23 protein-coding genes and 4 tRNA genes are annotated in these 22874 nt (G+C 51.5%); 13 read left to right on the top strand and 14 right to left on the bottom strand.

Annotation, left to right across the window (positions count from 1 at the left end; all coding sequences use genetic code 11):
• Positions 1-73: 73 nt before the first annotated feature.
• From groL to GWK74_00220, 4 genes are all read right to left on the bottom strand, one after another.
• A complete protein-coding gene (groL, locus tag GWK74_00235) occupies positions 74-1717 on the bottom strand; it encodes a chaperonin GroEL (protein QHU89966.1) in 1644 nt (547 codons plus the stop codon).
• 19 nt (positions 1718-1736) lie between these two features.
• Entirely contained in the window at positions 1737-2003 is a 267-nt protein-coding gene (locus tag GWK74_00230) for a co-chaperone GroES (GenBank protein QHU89965.1), read from the bottom strand.
• Positions 2004-2072: 69 nt separating this feature from the next.
• Positions 2073-2492 carry a hypothetical protein gene (locus GWK74_00225; protein ID QHU89964.1) on the bottom strand — a complete coding sequence of 140 codons (420 nt, stop codon included), beginning with the start codon at positions 2490-2492 and terminating at the stop codon, positions 2073-2075.
• A gap of 28 nt (positions 2493-2520) precedes the next feature.
• Complete coding sequence (locus tag GWK74_00220; protein QHU89963.1) at positions 2521-3378, bottom strand: hypothetical protein; 858 nt, start codon at positions 3376-3378, stop codon at positions 2521-2523.
• Between the two features lie 142 nt (positions 3379-3520).
• On the opposite strand from GWK74_00220, the gene GWK74_00215 reads away from it, so the two are divergent.
• The gene (locus tag GWK74_00215) at positions 3521-4807 is read left to right on the top strand and encodes a hypothetical protein (GenBank protein ID QHU89962.1); all 1287 of its coding nucleotides are present in this window, start codon (positions 3521-3523) and stop codon (positions 4805-4807) included.
• Positions 4807-5334, top strand: a complete 528-nt coding sequence (locus GWK74_00210) for a hypothetical protein (GenBank protein QHU89961.1) — start codon at positions 4807-4809, stop codon at positions 5332-5334. The genes GWK74_00215 and GWK74_00210 overlap by 1 nt, the downstream gene beginning before the upstream one ends.
• Here GWK74_00210 and GWK74_00205 read toward each other — a convergent pair.
• The 7 genes from GWK74_00205 to GWK74_00175 all read right to left on the bottom strand — a co-directional run bounded on the left by GWK74_00205 (position 5323) and on the right by GWK74_00175 (position 13167).
• Positions 5323-5622, bottom strand: a complete 300-nt coding sequence (locus GWK74_00205; GenBank protein QHU89960.1) for a hypothetical protein — start codon at positions 5620-5622, stop codon at positions 5323-5325. The genes GWK74_00210 and GWK74_00205 overlap by 12 nt on opposite strands.
• A gap of 145 nt (positions 5623-5767) precedes the next feature.
• Positions 5768-6067 (bottom strand): hypothetical protein, encoded by a 300-nt coding sequence (locus GWK74_00200; GenBank protein ID QHU89959.1) that lies wholly within the window; start codon positions 6065-6067, stop codon positions 5768-5770.
• A gap of 94 nt (positions 6068-6161) precedes the next feature.
• Positions 6162-6461, bottom strand: a complete 300-nt coding sequence (locus GWK74_00195; GenBank protein QHU89958.1) for a hypothetical protein — start codon at positions 6459-6461, stop codon at positions 6162-6164.
• Positions 6451-7668, bottom strand: a complete 1218-nt coding sequence (locus GWK74_00190) for a hypothetical protein (protein QHU89957.1) — start codon at positions 7666-7668, stop codon at positions 6451-6453. Before GWK74_00190 ends, GWK74_00195 begins: the two co-directional genes overlap by 11 nt.
• Positions 7669-7733: 65 nt before the next feature.
• The gene (locus GWK74_00185) at positions 7734-9632 is read right to left on the bottom strand and encodes a hypothetical protein (GenBank protein ID QHU89956.1); all 1899 of its coding nucleotides are present in this window, start codon (positions 9630-9632) and stop codon (positions 7734-7736) included.
• A gap of 76 nt (positions 9633-9708) precedes the next feature.
• Positions 9709-11865, bottom strand: a complete 2157-nt coding sequence (locus GWK74_00180; protein QHU89955.1) for an AAA family ATPase — start codon at positions 11863-11865, stop codon at positions 9709-9711.
• Positions 11866-11868: 3 nt separating this feature from the next.
• Positions 11869-13167, bottom strand: coding sequence for a UDP-N-acetylmuramoyl-L-alanyl-D-glutamate--2,6-diaminopimelate ligase (locus GWK74_00175; protein QHU89954.1), 1299 nt, complete (start codon positions 13165-13167; stop codon positions 11869-11871).
• A 40-nt stretch (positions 13168-13207) separates the two neighbouring features.
• On the opposite strand from GWK74_00175, the gene GWK74_00170 reads away from it, so the two are divergent.
• The 3 genes from GWK74_00170 to GWK74_00160 all read left to right on the top strand — a co-directional run bounded on the left by GWK74_00170 (position 13208) and on the right by GWK74_00160 (position 18120).
• Complete coding sequence (locus GWK74_00170) at positions 13208-14452, top strand: tRNA (adenosine(37)-N6)-threonylcarbamoyltransferase complex transferase subunit TsaD (GenBank protein QHU89953.1); 1245 nt, start codon at positions 13208-13210, stop codon at positions 14450-14452.
• 18 nt (positions 14453-14470) lie between these two features.
• A complete protein-coding gene (locus GWK74_00165; protein ID QHU89952.1) occupies positions 14471-15394 on the top strand; it encodes a peptidoglycan bridge formation glycyltransferase FemA/FemB family protein in 924 nt (307 codons plus the stop codon).
• A 170-nt stretch (positions 15395-15564) separates the two neighbouring features.
• Positions 15565-18120, top strand: a complete 2556-nt coding sequence (locus GWK74_00160) for a valine--tRNA ligase (protein ID QHU89951.1) — start codon at positions 15565-15567, stop codon at positions 18118-18120.
• Here GWK74_00160 and GWK74_00155 read toward each other — a convergent pair.
• Together GWK74_00155 and GWK74_00150 are read right to left on the bottom strand one after the other, a co-directional pair.
• On the bottom strand, positions 18107-18460 hold the full coding sequence (locus GWK74_00155; protein ID QHU89950.1) for a hypothetical protein: 354 nt from the start codon (positions 18458-18460) through the stop codon (positions 18107-18109). The genes GWK74_00160 and GWK74_00155 overlap by 14 nt on opposite strands.
• 195 nt (positions 18461-18655) lie before the next feature.
• Positions 18656-18748 (bottom strand) — tRNA-Ser (locus tag GWK74_00150).
• Between the two features lie 108 nt (positions 18749-18856).
• Between GWK74_00150 and GWK74_00145 the strand changes: the two genes are divergently transcribed.
• From GWK74_00145 to GWK74_00115, 7 genes are all read left to right on the top strand, one after another.
• Positions 18857-19264, top strand: coding sequence for a hypothetical protein (locus tag GWK74_00145; GenBank protein ID QHU89949.1), 408 nt, complete (start codon positions 18857-18859; stop codon positions 19262-19264).
• Between the two features lie 31 nt (positions 19265-19295).
• Positions 19296-19826 carry a hypothetical protein gene (locus GWK74_00140; GenBank protein QHU89948.1) on the top strand — a complete coding sequence of 177 codons (531 nt, stop codon included), beginning with the start codon at positions 19296-19298 and terminating at the stop codon, positions 19824-19826.
• A 109-nt stretch (positions 19827-19935) separates the two neighbouring features.
• Positions 19936-20012: transfer RNA gene (locus GWK74_00135), tRNA-Arg, on the top strand.
• A gap of 12 nt (positions 20013-20024) precedes the next feature.
• A tRNA-Ser gene (locus GWK74_00130) sits at positions 20025-20112 on the top strand.
• A 23-nt stretch (positions 20113-20135) separates the two neighbouring features.
• Positions 20136-20225: transfer RNA gene (locus GWK74_00125), tRNA-Ser, on the top strand.
• Between the two features lie 11 nt (positions 20226-20236).
• The gene (locus GWK74_00120; GenBank protein ID QHU89947.1) at positions 20237-21109 is read left to right on the top strand and encodes a hypothetical protein; all 873 of its coding nucleotides are present in this window, start codon (positions 20237-20239) and stop codon (positions 21107-21109) included.
• Positions 21106-21558 (top strand): 50S rRNA methyltransferase, encoded by a 453-nt coding sequence (locus tag GWK74_00115; protein QHU89946.1) that lies wholly within the window; start codon positions 21106-21108, stop codon positions 21556-21558. Before GWK74_00120 ends, GWK74_00115 begins: the two co-directional genes overlap by 4 nt.
• Here the strand turns inward: GWK74_00115 and GWK74_00110 are convergent.
• A complete protein-coding gene (locus GWK74_00110; GenBank protein QHU89945.1) occupies positions 21491-22057 on the bottom strand; it encodes a hypothetical protein in 567 nt (188 codons plus the stop codon). The genes GWK74_00115 and GWK74_00110 overlap by 68 nt on opposite strands.
• 293 nt (positions 22058-22350) lie before the next feature.
• Between GWK74_00110 and GWK74_00105 the strand changes: the two genes are divergently transcribed.
• Positions 22351-22839: an Hsp20 family protein gene (locus tag GWK74_00105; GenBank protein QHU89944.1), complete on the top strand. Its 489-nt coding sequence runs from the start codon at positions 22351-22353 to the stop codon at positions 22837-22839.
• Positions 22840-22874: the final 35 nt, after the last annotated feature.

Here is a 22874-nt window from a genome sequence, read left to right as displayed (position 1 = left end):
CGGTAATTCACTTCACGAGCAATATAAAATGTCCCGCTTCATACGGGACATTTTACTGGTAGAAGCAAGAGTCTTACATCATCCCCATACCTGGCATGCCACCAGGCACAGCTGGAGCTTCTGGCTCTGGTACGTCGACGACCAGTGCGCCCATGGTTGCTGCGGTTGAGGCGATAGATACCGCGTTCTGCACTGCTTCCTTAGTGACGCGCGCTGGGTCGATGACGCCAGCTTTTTTGACGTCCACCAGGCCTGCTTCCGGATCCATGACATTAACGCCAAAGCCAGCCTTGCCCGCCTCGACTTGCGCTAGCAGCGCGTCGGCATTCAAGCCAGCGTTACGCATAATCTGTAGGAACGGCTGCTTCAGGGCATCCTTTAGAATCTGCCGGCCAGCCGCGATGCTATCTGCACCGCTCACTTTCAAGCCGCCAGCCAAATTCACCAGCGTGACGCCACCACCGGTGACAATTCCTTCAGCCAAGGCTGCCTTGGTCGCTGCCACTGCGTCGTCCACCCGGAACTTCTTTTCGTCAATTTCTGTCTCGGTCGCGCCGCCGACTTTAATAACGGCCACCTTGCCGCTCAAGGCAGCTGCCCGCTTGTCGAATTGTTCTTTTTCGTACTCGCTGGAAGCATTGTCGGACAGCGCCTTGATCTGAGCGATTTGTTCCTTCACTGCTGACGGCTTACCCGCGCCCTCAACGATGGTGGTTTCATCTTTACCGACAATCACCTTGCGCGCCGAACCCAACACCTCTAAGCCAGCATTCTCAAACGTCAAACCATGATCCTCAGAAATCACCGTTGCGCCAGTCAACGCTGCGATATCGCGTAAAATCTCCTTGCGGCGGTCGCCAAAGCTTGGTGCCTTGACCGCCACGGTGTTAAACACGCCCTTGAGCTTGTTCAGCACCAAGATACTCAGCGCCTCACCTTCAACTTCATCAGCGATCAGCACCACATCCTTTTTCCCACTTTGTGCCAATTTTTCCAGCATTGGTAGGAACTCTTGCACGCTGGAAATCTTCTTATCGGTGATCAAAATCGCTGGCTTTTCATAAACCGCCTCTTGCCGACCGGTGTCGGTGACAAAGAACGGACTGACCCAGCCTTTGTCCAGGCTGAAGCCTTCAACAACCTCAGCCTCCAGCTCCAAACCTTGGCCAGCCTCAACCGTTACCACGCCGTCTTTACCAACTTTCTCGATGACACCAGCGATCAATTTGCCAATTTCCGCGTCGCCCGCCGAAATGGTTGCCACTTCTGCCACACGCTCAGACTTGCCTTCAATTGGCTCAGCTAATTTGTTCAGCTCTTTGACAATTTCCGCACCGGCCTGCTCGATGCCCTTGCGCAGCTCCATTGGGTTGTGGCCCGCTGCGATCAACCGGTTAGCCTCCTTCAAAATCGAATAGGTCAGTACCGTCACAGTCGTGGTGCCGTCGCCAGCCTGCTTGTTCAAGTTCTTGGCCGCCTGTTTGATCAAATCAGCACCGACCTTATAACCCAGTGTCTCGTCGTCTTGCTCACCCAGCTCAATACCTTCCGCCACCGTTACACCGTCATGCGTCACGGTTGGTCCGCCAAACCCCTTGGCAATCACCACATTGCGGCCCTTTGGCCCGTAGGTTACCTTGACTGCGTTATACAGTGCCTCGGCACCGCCCAACACGCGAGCGCGCGCATCATCATCGTAAAAAACTTTTTTTGCCATAATAAAAACTCCCCTTTTCTCAAACAACCGTTGCTAAAATATCTTCCTCGCGGACGATCAAATATTCCGTACCGTCAATTTTCAAATCCGTGGTCGAATATTCCTTATATACAATCTTGTCGCCCACCTTTACACTCTTGACATCACCGCCAACCGCTTTGACTTCAGCCACCACTGGCTTCTCCTTGGCGTTGTCCGGCAAATATAATCCGCTAGCCGTCTGCGTCTTCGCCTCCTCGCGCACCGCTACCACGCGGTCGCCGAGAGGCTTGATAGGTGTATCCATATCATCCTCCATTTCGTTAACAATACACCCATTGTACCGCACCAAATTAGCACTCGTCAAGCGTGAGTGCTAGAAATTGAACTTCATAGCCGCCTCACCTGGTTCCTCCGGATTCGCCAGCTTTTCATTAACATGCAGTTTTAATTGATCATTCTTATCTTTTTCAAGCCTCCCCGGGCCACAAACTGCTTTCTCTGTCCCAACCGTAACATTTCCAGTCGCTCGAATAGAGGACTCATCAAAACCCGTTGCATCAAGCACCATGGTTGCATTTAGCATAATTGTCTCAGCACTACCGTTCTGTTTGTGTCGCCGTGTCGCCAACTCATTACCATCAGAATTAGGAGTCACAACCAACCGAAGTGCAACCGCGCCTACCTTGCCAGGTATCTCAGTGCTACGCTTGAGCGCTTCTATATATTGTTGTCTCAGAAATGCTTCCGAGTTTAAATCGTCAGGGGTGATAATATCATATGAACGTATAGGCATCTTTAGTATTATAAACTATTCTGATATATCATGCAACATTATGTCCAACTTGCTGAATCACTACATCCATAACGGAGCGATAATAGCCTTGTTGATTTCTAAGCTGCCAATCCTCCAAAATGAGATTGCTACCAAAATCACAACCGGTAAACCCAGACCACACTGCCATGTACTTAGTATCTCTATGTTCTCTAGCGACTCCATTTGCTTTATCAGCGGCAGTTTGGCTTGATTTAATATCAATCCCAACCTCAATACCGTTATAATTCACGACAATATCTATACCGTCCAGTTCTTCCTCGTCGTTTGCACCCCTGATGCCATGCACTTCCTGCATTGAACTTAGCACGCTCTCTGCCGCAATTTCCTGTCTCATACCAACGAGGGTTATTTGTGCTGCATTTTCTGCATACCGAGCGACCTCCTCGCTCTCACTCATCATTAAAACAATGTCATTAACAAAATTAATCAACTGCTGCATCCCTGAACATTGTTCCGCGTCGATTATCTTACGAAGGGCATGGTTAAATGCTATTATTGGACCAAGTAATTTCTTTTTCTCAGGGCGTTCCATTGTTTTGCCATGTTTGTCAAGCTGTCGCTTCGCTAACAGCCAATTTGGTATCGCTGCCATAAGCGCTAATTGACGAGTTTGGTCGCTCTCATATTTATGGGTTCGCCCCACTCGCTCCGACACGGCTTGTGCAGCCAGAAGAGTGACCGCTTTTCCGCGCAGCACACTAGGCAAGCTTTCGATAAGTCGTGCACCCCACTCTTCGGTATTACTCTCTTGTGCTGGCTGTCGCTCAGCTCTTTGAGACTTCACCTCATTGATTGTTTTTTGGTATTCTGGTGTTTTTGTGACAGCATATAATATGTCATCCACCCTGCCCCAACGAGGTGGTGCTAACCTTCGTGCTGATGTCCGTTCATGATTAAGCATAACTGTAGTGAATATTAGCATAAACTTGATAAAAAATCAAGTTCCTGATTCACTACCCATATTCAAAAGATGCTATACTATACTCATGAGACTCTTCAAAACCCTCATCTCGCGCATTCTCGCCCGCTCTGTCACTACATTCTTCCTGCATAATCCACACATCAAGCTCGTTGCCGTCGTCGGCAGCGTCGGCAAAACCACTACCAAATCAACCCTCGTCAGCGTCCTAAACTCCAGTTATAAAGTCCGCACCAACCGCGGCAACTTCAACGCCGAGTTTAGCGCGCCACTAGAAATCCTCGGTGTTGACTCACCGCAGAATCCCCGCTCGGTATGGAATTGGTTATCGGTCTTGGGTCGAGCCCGCCGTGCTGCCCGCCGCCAGCATGACATTGATGTTGTCGTCCAAGAATTTGGCATTGATCACCCCGGTGAAATGGCTGCGTTTGGCCGCTATATTCGCCCCGACATTACCATCGTCACCGCCATCGCACCTGAGCATATGGAGTTTTTCGGCTCATTAGAAACTGTCGCCCGCGAGGAATTTGCCCTCGCTGCATATAGCGAAAAAGTGATCTACAACCGCGACGATATCCGCCCCGAGTTCGTGGACTTCGCCGATTGCGGCCAAATCATTTCCTATGGCACCGAGCCGGGCGCTGACTACCAGATGGCTATTGGTAAATTTACCAGTGGCAAGGGCTTTCAGTGCCAGCTCGTCCACGCCGACCAAACCTCGCGTCTATTCATCATCCCCGTTGTCGGCGTACATCAACTCCGTGTTGCCGGCGGCGCGGCGGCGGTGGCGTTGGAGCTTGGACTTGACATTGAATGCGTGATGACCATGCTCGAGAATTTCACGCCAGTCAGCGGCCGCATGAATATCTTGCCCGGTATCAACGACGCAACCATCATCGATGACTCGTATAATGCCAGTCCCCTCGCTGTAAAATCCGCCCTGACGACGCTTTACCAGCTGCCCGCCAAAACCAAGATTGCCGTCCTCGGCGACATGAACGAGCTGGGCCAGACCGCAGCCGATGAACACGCTGCCATCGGCGCGCTGTGTGACCCAAAACAGCTCGATCACGTCATCACTGTTGGCCACTTGGCCGGGCAATTCCTCGCTCCAGTTGCTCGGCAAAATGGCTGTACTGTCACTTCGTTTACTAAAGCCACTGATGCCACTGAGTTCCTCACTCGCTTGGCCAATAAAGACACCACCTTCCTCTTCAAAGGCTCCCAGGGCGGCATCTACCTCGAGGAAGCCATCAAGCCACTCCTCAAAAACTCTGCCGACAGCCAAAAACTCGTCCGCCAATCAGACGCGTGGCTCGAAAAGAAACGGCAGTTTTTTGAAAGCGACTATTGATGACTGAAAATACTCCATCAAAAAAATCAATTGCCACCCGCATTATGCGTTGGCTTGTTTACGGCCTGACGATCCTCGTTTTTGTGCTTGCAACTGCCCATAATGACCACCTACACAAGCTCAACTCCGACCAATTTGGCCCGCCCGACTATTATTATGATTATTATCTGCACGACTCGATGTGGTTCATTGTCGCCATGCTTATCACCTTGCTGATGATGGGGATAACGGACCGGTCAATCACCGCCCACCATCAGACCCTACGCAATCGCTGGCCGCTTGTCATAACAGGTATCCTGTTTTACCTCGCAATACTCATACTGCTCCTCGACATGACGATCGGCGGGTGGGGCATTCCTGGACGCTGCGGTAGCGGATTTTCCATAGGTAACTGCTTTCTGGCTGATGGGCTGGGAGAGTTTGTATACCTATTCTGCGCACCGCCACTTTTCATCTGCGGAACAGTGCTTATGACTATCAATCACCGCACCAAGTACCACGAGAGTCGTAAAAAATCACTGCGATAGCTTATAAAGGAACGCCAGCCAGAACAATGCCGCTACCGCGAGGCTACTGAACGCGCAGAGTTTATATATACCCTTCAGCCACACCGCCATCCACACTCCCGCCGCCGACAATAGCATCGGTAGCGCCATTGCTGCTATCTCGATGACATGATATTCACGAATCCACCACGTATCCCACCCAGCCACAACAAAGAGCAGCCCGCACAGAGCCACCGGTGCGACCACTAGCAAAATCACGACCGTATCGCTTAAGTATGGCTTATCCGTCGTCGCTACATCATCTTTCATAACCTACCCCTCATGATAAATCGGCTGCGTTAGTTAATCAACCTATCACAATGAGCAATGGGCCGCCGAATGGTCATGAAATCCCCGATTATATTGGCAATGATATTGATAACAAAACATATAAGCTGCTTCTATTCTTCACGGATCAACCCCATTTCCAGTTAACTGCTAGATAATAATGAAAACCACCGACCAAGCCAAACACGATACACAACATTAGCAGGACAATAGCCAGGGTCCTCGATGTTCTAAGCCTTATTGCAATAATCACATTTATAATAACCCCGGCCACACCCAACCACCATATAGTTGCTCCCAGCAACATCCTGTCGTGTCTTGAAGCTGTATCAAGGTTTGGTATGCCTAGAAACTGGCACAATCCTAAAACCGACAGTATACCAGTATACAGCATGATTGAATACTTTATAACTTTCTTATTCTTCACAACCAACCCCCTTCGCTAGTTTACTTAATTTTATTAATCCTCGTAGCTTGTAGTCATCATCTCCAGATTTCAATGCAATCGCACAATTAAGGCGTTAAAACCTAATATCGTCTAGTACTCCGTACAAAAGCCAACTAGCCAACAAGAATAATGCTAACAAAATCACAGGCAGAGACCACATTTTACGCCTACCTTTAGTTTTTGCCAATAGAGTTACCCCAAAGAATAGCAGCATAGCTCCAGTTACCGCATAGCTAGAGTATAAAAATTCATAGTAGGAGTTGCCGTAGGGAAAGATTTTAGCCGCAAATTGACGTAATATTAAGAAAAATAGAATTACTATGACAATAGGAACCATAACAATAAATAGCATTTTTAAATCTTTATTCTTCACAACCAACCCCCTTCGCTAGTGTATTTAGTTTTGTTAATCCTCGTAGTTTATAATCTTTTGATCCTGGTTTGAGTGCTGGCGATAGGTAATTTTCTGGTTTTAGAGCATAGCACTTCTCGTTTATGTCTTTGGCGAGAATAATTGGCGTTCCTTTTTTAATATCACCGTCAGCTTCTTTCATAACGACCAGTTTATTGAATGCAAGTCCGCGTGTCTCTTCGCTTAAAGTATGTCCAACCAGCGCATCAGTGTTGTTCTGGTTTTTTGACTTGTCAACGTAATCGTTTGTGACACCAGTCAGATTAGCTGCTCGCGTATTGCGAAAGAGATAAATCCGATCCTCATCCTCGCCAAGCGACGATTTACCGTTGCGAGCAGTGTAGAGGATAGGGTCGGTGACTTCGGGGTCACAGGCGTCGTCGATGCCGTCAAGGTCTTCGTCTTTATTAGCAGCTTGAGCGAAAGCCCCGCAGGGTTGAAGTTTGTCCGGCGTACCATTTTCATCAATATCCTCGGGGTTTGGACCTTTAATGAGAATGGTTTGGTACAGTTCCTGCTTCTTGCCATCTGGAGCCTCGCCAGACACCACCAGCGTGTGATATCCAGCGGGCAAATCCTCAGGCAGCGCCACAGATCCATTAATTTCACCATTCTTATCAGCTTCAATCTCGCCCAAATCTCTTGGCTCAGAGTAAATCTTTACGTATACCTTTTTCCAGGGCTTGTACGGGCGTCTGGATGTTTTGATCTCTATATATTTTTCTTGAACTTTTGTTGCTGTCCCGTTGGATAGTTTATAATAAGTAAACTTTATGTCTTCCTGTTCATTAGCAACGTTAAAATAGGGAGGTGCTGGTATATTATCCTTCGTCGCAGAGTTGTCAGGACAAGTTGTCGCGTCATTTTTACAGATTTTATAGTCTGCAGGATTAACGCCACCTAGCTCTTTCCTAAAAGCACGAGCAATATCGGCGTGGCCTTTGGCGTTTGGATGGAAGCTTTCTTGAAACTCTACCCAAGGAAGTCGAAGATCTGGAATTCTACTAACAATCATCTCATTCAGCAAGAGTGGGTTAACGTGTCTGTCACCGTTACCACAAAGCCAGTGATCTCCAAAAGCGTTTTCTATATCAACATATTTGACACCAGCTGCTTTCGCAGCCTGTTTAATAGTGTTATTAAGGTAAGTTACAGAATTTGTAATCATCTCACGCTCCCTTGCGTCTAAAAAGAGAAGACCGCGCCCAAAACATGGCGCATCTGGAGCGCCATTTACGAATTGTGGCCAAATACGTAAATTTTTGCTTTATTACCGGAAGCTTTCCTGAGTTCTTCATACAAAGTTTTTAGTCTGTCGAATTGATTTACAATGTCACTCTTCAATTTGTTGCGCCACTCTATCTTTGCCCAGGTGCACGTATTGGGGAACGGAACGCAGCTGAATAATTTCCCTCCAAAATCCACATCATTCCCGCCCGCCGTCAGCGTGATCACCTTTGGCTGGTATTTCTTCACGAACTCGATTTGCTTGACGCGTCCTGGGATCATCTCGTTGAGCGCCATCTTCTGCAACACTCCTTTATTGTCATAACCATGCAGCCGCCCGAGCGGACTGTCCTGCCCTTCATAGCCGCCCGAATTGTCCCAATTCATGTCATACACGGTCGCCCCACTACACGCAACCGACGCCCACGCCGCCGACGGGCCGCTACCCAGCCCCATCCAATTCGCCAGCTTGTACGGATACGAACGCGTACTGACATGGCACTTTTCCTTCGGCGCGCCCTTCGCCTTATCTTCATTCACGTCCGTCCACTGGCGATAATACTTCCGGTCAGTCGCCGGATTTTTATCAATGTCGCCTTCGCCGCTGGAGAAGGAGTCGCCGAGGGCGAGATACTTGATATTGCGTCGATCGCCAGGAATCGGCTTACCCTTATAGCCGTCTGGATATTCGACGTCAAAGGTTGAGGTGAAAAGCTTTCTGTGCCGATCCTCGCGTATATGAACCTCCGACACTTGATACTGTGAATATCCCCATAAAAAAGCGGGGTCACACTGATTAGTAAAATTTTGAATAAGTCGCGGACTAGCAATAACTGCCGAATGTAGTCTTTCTGAGATGTTAATTCCCTTAGAGCGAACTATACTAAATGACCTCCAAGAGTCCTCCCCAAGGAAGAGCCCTCTGAAAGCTCCCTTGGTTTCTGTCCAATACACACTTATCAAATATGGTGATAACGGTTTCGTATTATTTTTCTGGTCGTAAACGACCGCATAATCACCGTAAGCCATTGCCCTACGTAGGCTGGCAACTGCATCTTGATGATAGGGGCGCTCATAGTAACGGCTCTGGCGTTCAAACAAGGTTAGCCATTGGCTAGAGTAATCACTTCCAAAAGAGCCACATGATTTGCCATAATAATTATTAATATAGTTGACCAGTTTCTTCGTTGTTATTTTATCTAATAAATCTTCATATCCGGACTTCTCAGGATACCACTTCGCGCCCGGATCATCCGAATTTATTTGAGGACCACTGTAGTTTTCAGGATAAACCGTCCGAAAATTAGATGAGAGGAGCTTGTTGTGACCAATTTCATCTATTGCAAATTGACTAGTACTGCCGCTAGTGTAACCTAAGAAAAATTCGGGTATACAATAATTTGAATTAATTTGCTGCAGTGCTGGGCTCGCTATGCTTGCAAAATATAGTTGTTTGTGCGACCCCGCCTTCCGCTGGACTACGAGTCGACGAACCTTGTTGACTTGCTGAAAACTAAGTTCAAAATCATCCCTACCATCTTCGGTCCAATATACAGCAGCCAGCGAGGCACTAGAATTGTTATTGTGATTATTCTTTTGTGTATAAATCACCGCGTACGCACCAGCTGGTGAATTGATGGCTTTTTCAAGACTTGCAACAGCTTCAAGGTGATGCGGATTTGCAAAAGATTTTTGTCTTTTAAAAGAATAAAACCACTTCTTCGCATAATCATCCGTCGGTGAACCGCACGTCTTACCGTGGTAATTATCCACATAGTTAATCAGGGTCTTCGTCGTCACTTTCTCGACCAGATCATCATACTCAGAAGCCGCTCCAGCCGTCGCCGGCACCGCGATGCACACCACTAACGCAGCCCCAATAATACTAATGACAAGCTTCCACATAAGCACCCCCTCCGTTATGCGTATATCAAGATTGTACCAGACCGCCCCCGCGTACGACAAGAAACCAGCCACTCGCCTACTCAAACCGTCGCCGCAGCGCGATGATGTCCAGCCGCGCCAATTCCTCGACGGGCAGCTGCCGCATATATTTAATTACCCGGGCTGCCAGCGCCGGATCGGGACAATCGGGCCTCGTTGATGGCTGCCGACCAGCCTGCAGCGCCGCCAGTGCCGTCCGCATCTGCCGCCAAAAGGTATAATAATCAAGCTTGACCTTAACCTGATAGCCACCAGCATCTTCAATTACAAAACCCTCAATCCACTCGCCCTGCCACTGATACGCCATGCCGTGAAGCCGGTCAAACCACGTCATAAACTCCCTCCATGATGAAAACTCCGCCGCCAGACGCTTGCTGTTCGCCCCAATCTCGCGCGCAAATCGCTCCCGCTCCTGCCGGTCGACCGCCTCGTATGCAACCTGCCGCTTGACGATATCGAGCAGCACCAGCTGATCCGACTCATAGGCGATAATATGCGGGTCAAATCGCGGCAACATGACCTCAAACAATAGACACACGTTATGACGGCGCAGATAATCAGTGATATACGGCAGTCTGTCTCGAAATTGCTCCAAAAATTCTCGCCGAAAGGCCGCCGCATAGTCACCCTCGGTCGTTGACTTTGACGCCATCACCAGCCTGCCCGCCGCCGAATTGTACCCGACTAATCCTAAAAATCCATTCTCTTTCACCCACGCCCGCACCGGAAAGGTCATCGTCTGCTCCAGCGCCGCTAGCTCAGTATCGCGCCGCTCGCCAATGTTAAAAAACTTGTCATAGGCCCGAATCACGATCTCGTTTGTCAGCGTATTGAGAAACAGTCCGCGCGCCCGCATCGTTTGCGTCGTCCATGCTTGACGATAAAATGCCTCGGGCTTGAAATTAAACGAGCTGATATCACCCGGCAGGATTGATTCGCGAATGTAACGATTCTGCCGCAGCTGGCTTAGGAACGCTGCGTTTTCCGGATACAGCCGCGCTGTTGCCTGTTGGTTTCGAATAGTGATTGGCGTCATGCCGTTCTCGTCCAGCCGCACTGTTCGCAGCTCGCCGCCAAACTCAACCTTTCCCTCTAAGTTATAGCACCGTTCGTTGTAGCGCGTGGGGTAATTTTGCCTGTTGCGATGTCCGTGAATCTGAAACGTCGCGTCATCAGTCTGCGCCATAAATGCATCATCCACCGCCCCAACCTCATCATACACCCCCACGCCATGGATCAGCTGGCTGGTCGCCACCAGCGGCAACCGCTCCGGCAGCGTACTAAGTCCACCATGCGTCACCAAGACGGTTTGGTCTCGAAATTGGTACAAAATATATTGATCCATCCGCCGCATCAGCCGCGCTACCTTGCGCTTATCAATGCCTGCCGCCTCCAGCTGCGGCTGCGTTTGTTCGCTAAACACCCGCGCCGCAACCGGCTGATCAGTCGCCCACTGCCAGAGATATAGCTCATGATTGCCCTCGACGAACCGCACGTTTGGTCGGTCAAGTAGCTCGTCACAAACAAATCGCATCACCGCATCATTCTCCGTGCCGCGATCCAACAGGTCACCGACAAAAATATACAGCTCATCATCCCGAAGCGGATACCGCTCGACATATTCCTTCAGCGGCGTAAAACACCCCTGGACATCGCCAATGTGATGAATCGCCCGATATCTATCAACGTTCTCTGGCTGATTAGTAAGCAGTTGATTCACCTCCTCAGCTGTCCGCACCACCGTCACCCATTTCGGCAGTGAACTTTGCTGCAGCCGCCGATGCATGCGCTCAAGTACGCTACTCGGCACCACCTTATGGCTCGGCCGCCCTCGATTACGCTCTTGACATACCGCCAGCGGCACATCAGCAAAATCAATCACCACCAGCCGGTAGCGATATTTCCGGCACAGCTCGCCGTACGTCTTGAAGTAATTCGGCGTCGTGTGCGTTGCATCAACCACCGTCGTCTCACCCCGCGTCATCCGCTGCTCCAGCATCTCGTGTAATAGCCGCCACACCATTGCATCCTGACGCGACGGCATAGTCGTTTGCCCGTCAAGCGTCAACTGCGGCGACGCCAGCATCAGCCGTATCGCATCCGGCGACAAGGTATACATATCAAGCCCCTGCTCCGCGAGAAACGTCGACTTACCAGAGCCGGGAATCCCTCTGGTTACCAATAGTAGCCGCATACCTCACGCCGCCCGTTCCCGACCAACGATCTCGCGCACCACCTGGCCATCATTCCACGGCAGCCGCTGACCATTGACGATCCGATATTGCTCGTGACCCATGCCGGTGATTAGCACCATATCGCCCTTCTTGGCACAGCCAAGCGCCCGCTCAATCGCCTGGTGCCGGTCGGCAATTTCCGTTGTTTTCGCGTCACCGCGACCGCGCTCAATTCCTTCCATTAGCATCCGCCGGATCTGCTCTGGATCTTCGTTATAGCTTTCCTCATCAGTCAGGAAAATCCGATCCGCCCCACGCGCCGCGATCTCGCCCATGATCGGTCGCTTGCCCTGATCACGATCGCCACACGCCCCGAACACCAAAATCACCCGCTGCTTAGTGATACCGCGGGCCGCAGCCAGCAGTTTTTCCAGCGCATCCGGCGTATGCGCATAATCAACGATCACGTCATAGCCCAGGCCCTCGACCGCTCGCTCAAACCGCCCTGGCACGGCCTCGACATTGGCTACGCCCTCCTGGATATCCTCCAGCTTGACGCCCAATAAATACGCCAGCGTCGTCGCAGCCGTCATATTCATCACGTTGAACTCGCCCGGCAGATTCGTCGCCAACTCCAAGTGTGTCTGATGATCCAGCACCACGTCGGCCTCAGTGCCCTTACGATACAACTTGACGTGGGTAATTTTTGCCTCAGCCTCCGCACTTCGACCGTACGTCATCTTTTGCTCGCTGGCAACAAACTGATTAAAATAGTCATACCACTCATCATCGCGGTTGAGCACGATAAACCGCGGACGCAGCTGAAACAGCTTGCTCTTGGCCGCTGCGTACTCTTCCATCGTCTTGTGGTAATCGAGGTGATCCTGCGTCAAATTCGTCATCACCGCTGCCTCGATCGGCACGCCGTCCAGCTTGTGCTGATCCAGCGCATGACTCGTCACCTCCAGCACCACGTAGTCAGCGTTCGCCCGCTTAGCGTCGCGGAAAAACCGCTGCATCCGCGCTGTGCTCGCCACCGTAGCGTTGAGGTCATTGAGTTTTCGCTTGCCCGCCACCTCGATCACCGCTGTGGTGAACATCGCGGTCGTGAAATGAGCTTCTTTCAAAATCTCATTGATATAGCACGACGTTGTCGTCTTGCCATTCGTCCCAGTCACCGCGATCACCCTGAGGTGCTTTGACGGATTGCCATACCGCGCGCTAACTAGTTTGACACGCAGCCGCCGATACCCATTCTCCAACCGCCGCAGCATCCCGCCCGGCAGTACTTTCCTTACAAACTTCACCAATATGGCTTTCATATCCCTATTTTACCACTTATATTTGCTATAATAAAAGCAAATGAGGATTTTGGGAATCGAGTCCAGCTGCGACGAAACAGCGGCGGCGGTCGTTGAAGACGGCGAACGCCTGCTTTCTAATGTGATCAATTCCCAAATCGACATCCACGCCGAATACGGCGGCGTCATCCCAGAAATTGCCGCCCGCAGCCACCTGGAAGTTGTCAACCCGGTCATTAAAAAAGCTTTGTCTGACGCTGATTGCACCTGGGACGATATCGACGCCATCGCCGTCACCTATGCGCCCGGCCTGATCGGTTCGCTGCTCATCGGCACTCTCGCTGCTCGCACTCTCGCCATCATTCACGATAAGCCGCTTTATAAAATACACCATGTCGAGGCGCATGTGTATGCTAATTTTATCACCGAACAGAAAAAGAGAGGCTCAAAACATGCCAAATTGCTGGAATTAACAACATCTGCACAAACCCGAGAGGCGAGCTTGTCAGATTCCTTGCGAGACGAGGACTGTTTGAGCAAAGCAAGTCCCGCAGTCGCCAAAGAATCTGACAAGAAAGCATCTCGGCGTGCGGAAGCCGTTGTTAATTCTAGCGATTTGGCGCTGTCTTTACCGCATTATCAACCCACCTTCCCCCTCCTCGCCCTCATCGTCTCTGGCGGGCATTCGCAACTCGTCCTTTTCCAAGGTCACGGCGACTACCAGCTCATCGGCCAGACCCAAGACGACGCCGTCGGCGAGGCGTTCGATAAGGTTGCCAAAATCATTGGTCTGCCCTACCCTGGCGGCCCTGCCATCGCCAAAGCAGCCGAGCTCGGCGATCCCCACGCCTTTCACCTGCCCATCGCCAAGCTCACTGGCAAGTACGATTTTTCCTTCTCTGGCCTCAAGACAGCCGTTCTGAGGACCGTTCAGCGCGAGGTGGGCAAAGACTTCACCTTTCCGTCGCACGAGCTTCCAGAGCTAGTAAACGACAGCCTAAGGCATAATATGGCAGCCAGTTTCCAGTACACCGCCGTTAAAACCCTGGTCGATAAGACTAAGAAAGCTTACGACAATTTCCAGCCTGCCTCCGTCGTCATCGCCGGTGGCGTCGCCGCCAACCAAGAATTACGCCGCCAACTGCGCCGGGCCTTGCCTATCGACATCGAGTATGCACCGATCCAGCTCTGCACCGACAACGCCGCCATGATCGCCGCGCTCGGTTATTTCCGCGCTCAAATCGACCAGCCCGCCGACCCGTACGACCTGGAAGTCCAACCAAGTTTATCAATGACAACAATCTAACGTTGTGAGGATTACAACATGAATCAACATTTTTTACAATCAACCGCCTGGCAAGCCTTTCAAGAATCACTCGGCCGCACCACCTTTCGCGATAGCGGCCCAGGTTGGGAATATCTGGCTATTTTGGAGCGCAGCACCGGCAATTCCCGCCTGTATTGCCCGTACGGTCCTACTGCCAATGACGAGCATTCGCTAGCGGCAGCCCTTGATTCCTTAACTCAACTTGGTAAAAAACATCATGTTACCTTTCTGCGCGTCGAACCAACCAACCTCGACTTTACCGCCCATCTGCAAACTCACGGCTGGAAAAAGGTCACCTACCAAAAGCTCCAGCCCGAGCACTCGCACGTCATCGACCTGACCCAGCCGCAAGACCAGCTGATCGCCCATATGGCACAGCCAGTTCGTAATGTGTACCGCAATTATCATAAAAAAGGCGTCTCTGTCCACCGCTCGACCAACCCGCACGACATTGATATCTTACTGAAATTCGTCCACCAAGTCGCTCAGCACCGCGGCATTACGCCGCACCCCGATAGTTATTTCCGCCAGCAAGCCGCCACTCTCTTCCCGCTCGGTGCAGCCACACTGTACTACGCCGCGCTTGATGATCAACCCATCGCCGCCGCCCTGTTTTATCATAACAGCGACACGCTATATTACGCCCACGCTGGCGCCTCATCAGACCCAGCTCACCGCAAGCTCAACGCTGGCACTGCCCTGCTAGCCGAGGCAATCGTTGACGCTCAGCAGCACGGATTAACCAAAGCTGACCTCTACGGTATCGCCCCCGACGGCGCCGATAAAAATCACCCGTGGGCTGGCTTCACCAAGTTCAAACGCTCATTTGGCGGACACGACGTCACCTTTGCCGGAGCTTGGGATTTGCCATTACAGCGCAGTCGCTACTGGTTGTACCGCGCCTACCAAACGCTGCGTTAACACCCCCAGCCAGGCATCGTCCGCGGTTTTGCCGCCCCTTTTTCTGTGGTATAATTGGCTTGGTAATATAACCGCGTGGAGAGATCATTTACGCCTATTGTCTGAGTTTTCACGTGAAAAATATTGACGGTAGCGATGCTCGCTTTTCACGTGAAAAGTAGGAATTATTCATGCAACTAGCCAAACAATACACCCCAAACGATTACGAACCAAACATTTACGCCATGTGGGAAACCAGCGGCGCATTAGAGCCGACCGGTGTCGGTAAACCGTATTCCATCGTCATGCCACCGCCCAACGCCAATGGCAACTTGCACATTGGCCATGCCCTGGACATGAATTTGAAGGATATTATGATTCGCTATCACCGCATGAAGGGTGATGATGCGGTATTTATTCCTGGGGCAGATCATGCTGGCTTTGAGACCTGGGTAGTTTATGAAAAAGAGCTAGCCAAACAGGGAAAAAGCCGCTTCGACTTTTCACGTGAACAACTATACGACCAAGTTTGGAAGTTTGTGGAAGAAAAACGCGGCAATATGGAGTTGCAGCTGCGAGCTCTGGGCGTCAGCGCTTCTTGGCAGCATTTGACCTTTACGCTGGACGATAAAGTCATCGCTACGGTGTACGAGACGTTCAAAAAAATGTGGGACGACGGGCTAGTATACCGCGGTGAGCGGATTGTCAATTATTGTACCAAACACCAAACCAGCTTCGCCGACATTGAAGTTGAGCATAAGAATGAAAAAGGGAAGTTGTGGCAAATCGCTTACCCGACGCTGGATAAAATCGGCGAAATCGTAGTCGCCACCACGCGGCCGGAGACTATGCTGGGCGACGTGGCAGTAGCTGTCCACCCGGACGATGAGCGCTACAAACACCTCATCGGCACGCGAATTTTACTACCAATTACCGACGAGGAAATCCCGATTATCGCCGACGAGTACGTCGATATGAACTACGGTACTGGCGCGGTGAAAATTACACCGGCACACGACCCGAATGACTTCGAGATGGCCCAGCGCCACAACCTGCCGCTCAAGCAAATCATCAGCCAGGGGGGTACGATGGTCAACGTACCGCCGCAATTCCTAGGTCTGACGCCGGCAGAAGCCCGCACTCGCGTGTTGGCGGCCTTGGAGTCGCTGGAGCTGCGCCGCGGCGAAACAGACATTGAACACGCCGTCGGACATTGTTACAAATGCGGCAGCGTCATTGAGCCGATGGTTAAAGAGCAGTGGTTTATTAAAATGCAGCCACTGGCCCAGCCAGCCATTGAAGCCTTAGAGAGGGAAGAGATTACCTTTTATCCAGCCGCCAAACGCAAAGAGCTCATCGCTTATTTCAAGCAATTGAAAGACTGGAATATTTCTCGGCAGATCCCATGGGGCATCCCGATTCCAGCATTCGTCAATGAAAGCGACCCGCGCGATTGGATATTCAACATTCGTACTGACGAACGAAAGATAGTTGTAAATGGTACAACATATATCAGGGAAGAGGATACCTTTGACACTTGGTTCTCGTCTGGACAGTGGCCATACATTGTTACCGATTATCTAAACGGTGGGGAACTAGCCAAATACTTCCCAACCAGCTTGATGGAAACTGGTATGGACATCATGCGGGCATGGGTAGCGCGCATGATTATGCTCAGCCTGTACCGCACTGGCAAACTACCGTTTAAGGATGTTTATCTGCACGGTATGGTTAACGACGAGCACAATCAAAAAATGTCCAAATCCAAGGGTAATGTCATCAATCCAATGGAACTGGTTTCACAATTTGGCTCGGACGCTACCCGTATGGGTATCATCACTGGCCGTGCACCGGCACAACACCAAGCCTTCAACAAGGGCGCTGTTATCGCTGCTCGCAACTTCTGCAATAAACTATGGAATATCGCACGCTTCGTCGAGGCACAAATTGGCGATGAACACCAAATCGTTGACCTAGAGCCGCAGACGCCGGCCGACCACTGGATTATCCGCCAGCTGAACGACGCCGCCAATAACGTTGCCGTCCGCCTGGAGCAGTACCGCTTTTCTGAAGCCGCGGATACGGTCTATCACGCTATTTGGGATGATCTGGCTGATTGGTACATCGAATCGTCAAAAACCGCTATCAATCGCCCATTACTGTCATGGGCGCTAGCGACCAGCCTGAAAATCGCTCATCCGTTCGCGCCATTTGTCACTGAGACGATTTGGCAGACGCTTAATTACACCGATGGCATTTTAATGCGCGACCACTGGCCAACCCCAGAAAAGTTTGATCCTATCGCCGCCGAGCAGTTTGAACAGCTGAAGACGCTGGTCGCGGAAGGCCGCTGGGTAATCGCCGAACTGCCGGGCAATAAGAAATACCGCTTGTTATACGGTAATGACAGCCTCATCGCCGATAATCAAGACACCATCAAACACCTCATGCGCCTGGAGTCAATTGCACACACCGATCAACCGCGAGGCCTTAGGTTGGCGGCGGCAAACAGGGAAGCGTGGTTGGATATTGACGAGGAGACACTCTATCAGCACCAGACCGATCTGGAAGTGCGGCTAAGTGAAGCGCGGCGAACCCTGTCAAGCCTCCAAGCACGGCTGGATAATCCAACTTATGTTGAAAAGGCGCCAGCCCATCTCGTCGAGGAAACTCGCCAGCAGCTGGCCGAGCAAGAAAAGCTCATCCAGCGCTTCATCGGCGAGCTCGAAGTCATCAGCTCACGCTAATCGGATCGACTATCAGTCGATGCCCATCAATGTCACCATCGCCACCACGACTGACAAGCTTGGTGTGTAGGTGTTTGCGATCAGCGCTGCGCGGCGTCGTCCGCGGATGAGTTTGTCCGTCCTTTAGCACCCCTGAAAAATCATGATGGTCAGAGTGAGTGTGCGGTGAGGAATGCGGCTTGCTGTGATGGTCGTCATCAACCTGGCGCGCATCACTCATGAGTTGCCAAGCAGAAACAATCGCTTTATCAATATTCGTATCGTGTAGAAACACGCCGAGGCTGGTCGACAGGCCCAGTGCCATCGTGGTAGTAGTAATAATGTGTGATAAATATTTCATATTCTTTTTATGTTTATCTGTATGGATCTGGCCATAGCAATGTTAGGATAATAGCATAAGGTTTTTAATTTGTCAATAATATTTCCTGATTTAGATGGTGCCATCGGCCCAAAATTCTATTCGATACCCACTCCGCGTACTAAACAAAACAATAAAATAAGTCCCGGATAAACCGAGACGGGAGCGGCATAACTCTGGCGGAGGAGGGGAGATTCGAACTCCCGCTACAGGTCTCCCCGTACTAACGATTTAGCAAACCGTCCCCTTCAGCCACTTGGGTACTCCTCCACGAGCTAAAAATAGTGTATCATAGAAGCAGTGGTCTGGCTAGCCCCGCGATTGACGGGCGGACCACAAAACTTGACAATAAACCTAAGAGAGAGGATAATAACGCGCATGAAGAGGTTTTTCGCAGGTATCGTTAGCATCATGCTGACCATCGGTGTCGGCACGGTAGTTTTAAGCACTCCAGTGTTCGCACTTGGCGAGAGCGGCGTCACTCGTGGCATCAATGATGCGCGTGGCGACGGCGTGCCAACCAACTTAACTAACGGTGACAGCTCGTTGGTGAAAAAAATTATCAACATCATGCTCTATTTTATCGGTATCCTCGCTGTAGTAATGCTGATTTTTGGTGGTTTTCGCTACGTTGTCTCCAGTGGCAATAAAGACGCGGTCACCTCAGCAAAAAACACCATTCTCTATGCCGTCATTGGCCTGCTCGTCGCCCTATTTGCTTACGCCATCATTCAATTTGTCCTCAATACCGTAATTGGTCTTGGTGGTAACTCTACCGACGTATAGCAGATCATACCGCTCATGGTATACTAGATATATGGAAGAGCAGCCACACGTAACCGACACTGAAAACACCCAGCAAGACGCGGCCCAGCCGGTGACTGACTTATCGCAGCCCATCGCCTGGCAGGCCCCCGAGGGCGTACAGGCTCACCGCACGACTGGCTGGTATGTCGCTGTTGGTTTCGTAGTGCTTGCCCTGATGGCGCTGGCAATCTTTGTTTTTAATAGCTGGACATTCGCGATTTTGCTGCCGATTATGGCGGTGGCACTCATATTGCTGCGGTCGCGACCATCGGTGATGGTTAATTACGCCATCAGCCCCAAGGGGGTTTACGTCGCCGACCGCTTGTATGATTTTAGTGAGTTTCGAGCCTTTGGGCTGGGTCAAGACGGCGATCAGCACTCGGCAGTGTTACTGCCGGTCAAGCGGTTCTCGCCAGCGCTGACCATCTATTTTTCTGAAGCCGAAGGCGAGGCCATTGTCGACATGCTGGGGGCGCGGCTGCCAATGCAGGAGATCGCACCAGATGCGCTGGAGAAGCTCATTCGGATCATCAGGCTATAGCTTGCCCCGAGCTAACAGGTGTGCTAGAATACAAAAGTTCATTGCCGCTGGCATTGAAAGTTCTTTATATTTTTGTTATAGCCAATCGGACTTGTCTGAAAGGCTGTATGCACCCGTAGCTCAGCTGGATAGAGCGTTGGCTTGCGGAGCCAAAGGTCGTACGTTCGAATCGTGCCGGGTGTACCACATTAGCTTTATGGAGAGGTGCAGGAGTGGTTGAACTGGCCGCTCTCGAAAAGCGGTATGGGGCAACCCATCGAGGGTTCGAATCCCTCTCTCTCCGCCAGAATCCAGTCGCTACGATTAATTGGAAGGGTGACCGAGTGGTTGAAGGTACCGGTCTTGAAAACCGGCGTGCGCTAACACGTACCGAGGGTTCGAATCCCTCCCCTTCCGCCAGACACGATATCATGGGAGAAAGATTAGAAACATTAGCCAAACGGGGGGTCGCTACGATAGCGGCCCTCGCTTCATTAGCGCTATCAGCGTCCAGCCACCCGAGCATCTCGCCCGAGCAAGCAAAGCACACTTACGTCGTTGGCATGGGCGATTCAGTCGCCAGCGGGGCAGGGCTAGGGAATTACGACGACACAACAACAGAGTGCCGGCGCTCACCAGAAGCTTATGCGCGGCAACTCGAAGCGTTTGGCATTCCCCCGGGTAACATTACCCTCGTAGCCTGCCGTGGCGCCGGGCCAGAGCATATCTCTAACCAGCAGTTTGACGACCAGCCACCGCAAATCAACGCCCTTAGCCCCGAAACTGATATTGTTACACTGACGCTTGGCGCCAACATGATTGACCTCAACGTAGTGTTCGACGCCTGTTTGCACGAACGGTGTGGTACGCGCAGCGAGATGTATATCGATGTCTTTCGCCGACTGTACTCAGACGAATATCGTCAGTCGCTCGAGCAAGCCTACCGCGCCATCCTTGAACATGCTCCCAACGCCCAGCTATACATCAACCTCTATACCACGCCCATCCAGCCACGCGATATCTGTCCAACGATTATCAATAACGATACCAATCACTTTGTCGCCAGCTTTATCGAGACGGTCAATCAAGCTATCCGCGACGTTGTCGCCAGCATGCGCGAACCGCGCATCACCTTGGTCGAGCCGCCAAAGAACGTCGATGCTTGCGCCACGTTTGGTCTTGGTGTGGTAACTGGAGGTGACGACGTGGGCCATCCGACCACCCATGTCCACCACCAAATCGCCAAGGCAACCGCCGAAGCTATCTTGCATGATAATAACGCCCCACCGAAAGCCCGCACGTGAAAATTACTATTCTCACCATCGGCAAGCGGCACGAGCCCTGGGTAGAGCCAGGCATTAAGCGCTTTTTAGGGCGCCTTAGAGCGCCATTCGCCGCAGAAATGATCATCATCCCACATTCCGGCCAAATCGGCGACAGAGCGCGCCAGGACGAGTCAGAGCGCCTGATATCTCGTCTCAGGCCGCACGACTTCGTCATCCTCCTCGATGAACGTGGCCGCAACCTGAACTCGCCAGAACTATCGCGGCTCATCCTTGACCATACCGATCAGCACATCGTCATCATCATTGGCGGGGCGTATGGCGTTACCGAGACGCTTCACCGGCGAGCCGACATCGTTTGGTCGCTATCACGCCTGGTGTTTCCGCACCAGTTGGTACGGCTCATTCTCGCCGAGCAGCTGTACCGCGCCCAGGAGATCGCTCGAGGCGGTTCGTATCATCACGACTAGGGTTCGATTTGTCGTTTGTAGTGGCCTTTTTGTCGTTCCCCTGGCGAGCGACAATCCCCACGCGAATGTCCCGCGCGCCAGCCGCTTGTAGCGTTTGGGCCGCCGCTGCAATCGTTGAGCCAGTGGTGAAAATATCATCCAAGATCAGATAGGGAACATCGGCCCGAACGCCACGCGCGCGGAAAAACTGCTGCGCCTGCTTTCGACGCTCAGCCGCCGAGCGAGCATAATGCTGCGTCACATTCGTCTGTCTGACCAAGGGTCGCTCGACTCTCAATCCCCGCCGCCGAGCAAACTGCCGAGCGATCAGCAACATGTGATCATAACCGCGCTTACGAATATTGGCAGGGGCCGTCGGCACCGGCACAACCACCGTCGAGACCTCGTATTCTGGAAGCAATTCGTCTAGGAGCCTAGTCAACACCCCACTGGCGGCACGTACGCGGTGAAACTTATAATCATCAATCAGCCGCGCCACCGCACCTCGCCGCCACAGCACACAGTCTAGCGCCCCGTAGGGCAGGGCATGTCGCCGACAGGCATTGCCATTAGCGCACGGCTGTCCACAAATAACGCAGACCTGACAATGATGCCGCTTCTCCGCCTCAAGACACGACCGACACAAAAGCGAGCCAGTCGCACCACAACCATAACAATAATGTGGCGCGATATATGATAATAGCGTATCAATAGGCATTTTTCGCTTTTTCGCCTTTCACTCTTGATTATAGCGCACATAACCGTTATACTAATAGATGATATTGTCAATCAGCCTATAAAGGCGGAGGAAACATGGCACGCAAAAACGACGATTTGTTAATTGAGGATGAGCTAACTGCAGCTTTCTTGAATGATGATCTGGCTAATGACGCGCCGCAACCAGCCGCACCCGCAGCAGCACCGGCTACCGCAGCGCCCACCCCTGATGATGATTGGGAGGACGAAGCAGATGATTTGATGGGGCAGCTGGCAGTCGATGTGTTTGAATCAGAAACCGAACTTATTATCAAAGCCCGGACGGCTGGTGTTGATCGTAACGACCTAGATGTCAGCATCTCGGACGGCATCCTCACGATCAGCGGCACCCTATCAAGCGGCGACGAGACCGATGTCAAGAACTGGCATATCCAAGAATGCTACTGGGGCGAATTTAGCCGTACCCTGGCGCTGCCCGTCGCGGTCAACGAAGAAGGCGTCAAGGCCGAACTCAAAGACGGCGTGCTCACCATCACTTTTGAGAAAATTAAACAAGAACGTGCCAAGAAGATCCAAGTCTTGTAGTCCTTCGCCAGACCCGTTGACGTCATAGTGTTTGA

The sequence above is a fragment of the Candidatus Saccharibacteria bacterium oral taxon 488 genome, assembly GCA_010202115.1.
In the GTDB taxonomy this organism is placed as follows: domain Bacteria; phylum Patescibacteriota; class Saccharimonadia; order Saccharimonadales; family Saccharimonadaceae; genus Nanosynbacter.
The sequence above is the reverse complement of the archived record's forward strand: the minus strand, read 5'-3'. Positions and strand labels throughout refer to the sequence as shown.

Bases quoted from the DNA above. Each gene is read 5' to 3' on its own strand.
- GWK74_00230 (QHU89965.1), bottom strand. From the start codon at position 2,003: ATGGATACACCTATCAAGCCTCTCGGCGACCGCGTGGTAGCGGTGCGC.
- GWK74_00180 (QHU89955.1), bottom strand. From the start codon at position 11,865: ATGCGGCTACTATTGGTAACCAGAGGGATTCCCGGCTCTGGTAAGTCG.
- GWK74_00190 (QHU89957.1), bottom strand. From the start codon at position 7,668: ATGATTACAAATTCTGTAACTTACCTTAATAACACTATTAAACAGGCT.
- GWK74_00210 (QHU89961.1), top strand. From the start codon at position 4,807: ATGACTGAAAATACTCCATCAAAAAAATCAATTGCCACCCGCATTATG.
- GWK74_00170 (QHU89953.1), top strand. From the start codon at position 13,208: ATGAGGATTTTGGGAATCGAGTCCAGCTGCGACGAAACAGCGGCGGCG.
- GWK74_00155 (QHU89950.1), bottom strand. From the start codon at position 18,460: ATGAAATATTTATCACACATTATTACTACTACCACGATGGCACTGGGC.
- GWK74_00160 (QHU89951.1), top strand. From the start codon at position 15,565: ATGCAACTAGCCAAACAATACACCCCAAACGATTACGAACCAAACATT.
- GWK74_00185 (QHU89956.1), bottom strand. From the start codon at position 9,632: ATGTGGAAGCTTGTCATTAGTATTATTGGGGCTGCGTTAGTGGTGTGC.
- GWK74_00205 (QHU89960.1), bottom strand. From the start codon at position 5,622: ATGAAAGATGATGTAGCGACGACGGATAAGCCATACTTAAGCGATACG.
- GWK74_00225 (QHU89964.1), bottom strand. From the start codon at position 2,492: ATGCCTATACGTTCATATGATATTATCACCCCTGACGATTTAAACTCG.
- GWK74_00175 (QHU89954.1), bottom strand. From the start codon at position 13,167: ATGAAAGCCATATTGGTGAAGTTTGTAAGGAAAGTACTGCCGGGCGGG.
- GWK74_00140 (QHU89948.1), top strand. From the start codon at position 19,296: ATGGAAGAGCAGCCACACGTAACCGACACTGAAAACACCCAGCAAGAC.
- GWK74_00145 (QHU89949.1), top strand. From the start codon at position 18,857: ATGAAGAGGTTTTTCGCAGGTATCGTTAGCATCATGCTGACCATCGGT.
- GWK74_00120 (QHU89947.1), top strand. From the start codon at position 20,237: ATGGGAGAAAGATTAGAAACATTAGCCAAACGGGGGGTCGCTACGATA.
- GWK74_00165 (QHU89952.1), top strand. From the start codon at position 14,471: ATGAATCAACATTTTTTACAATCAACCGCCTGGCAAGCCTTTCAAGAA.
- GWK74_00215 (QHU89962.1), top strand. From the start codon at position 3,521: ATGAGACTCTTCAAAACCCTCATCTCGCGCATTCTCGCCCGCTCTGTC.
- GWK74_00105 (QHU89944.1), top strand. From the start codon at position 22,351: ATGGCACGCAAAAACGACGATTTGTTAATTGAGGATGAGCTAACTGCA.
- groL (QHU89966.1), bottom strand. From the start codon at position 1,717: ATGGCAAAAAAAGTTTTTTACGATGATGATGCGCGCGCTCGCGTGTTG.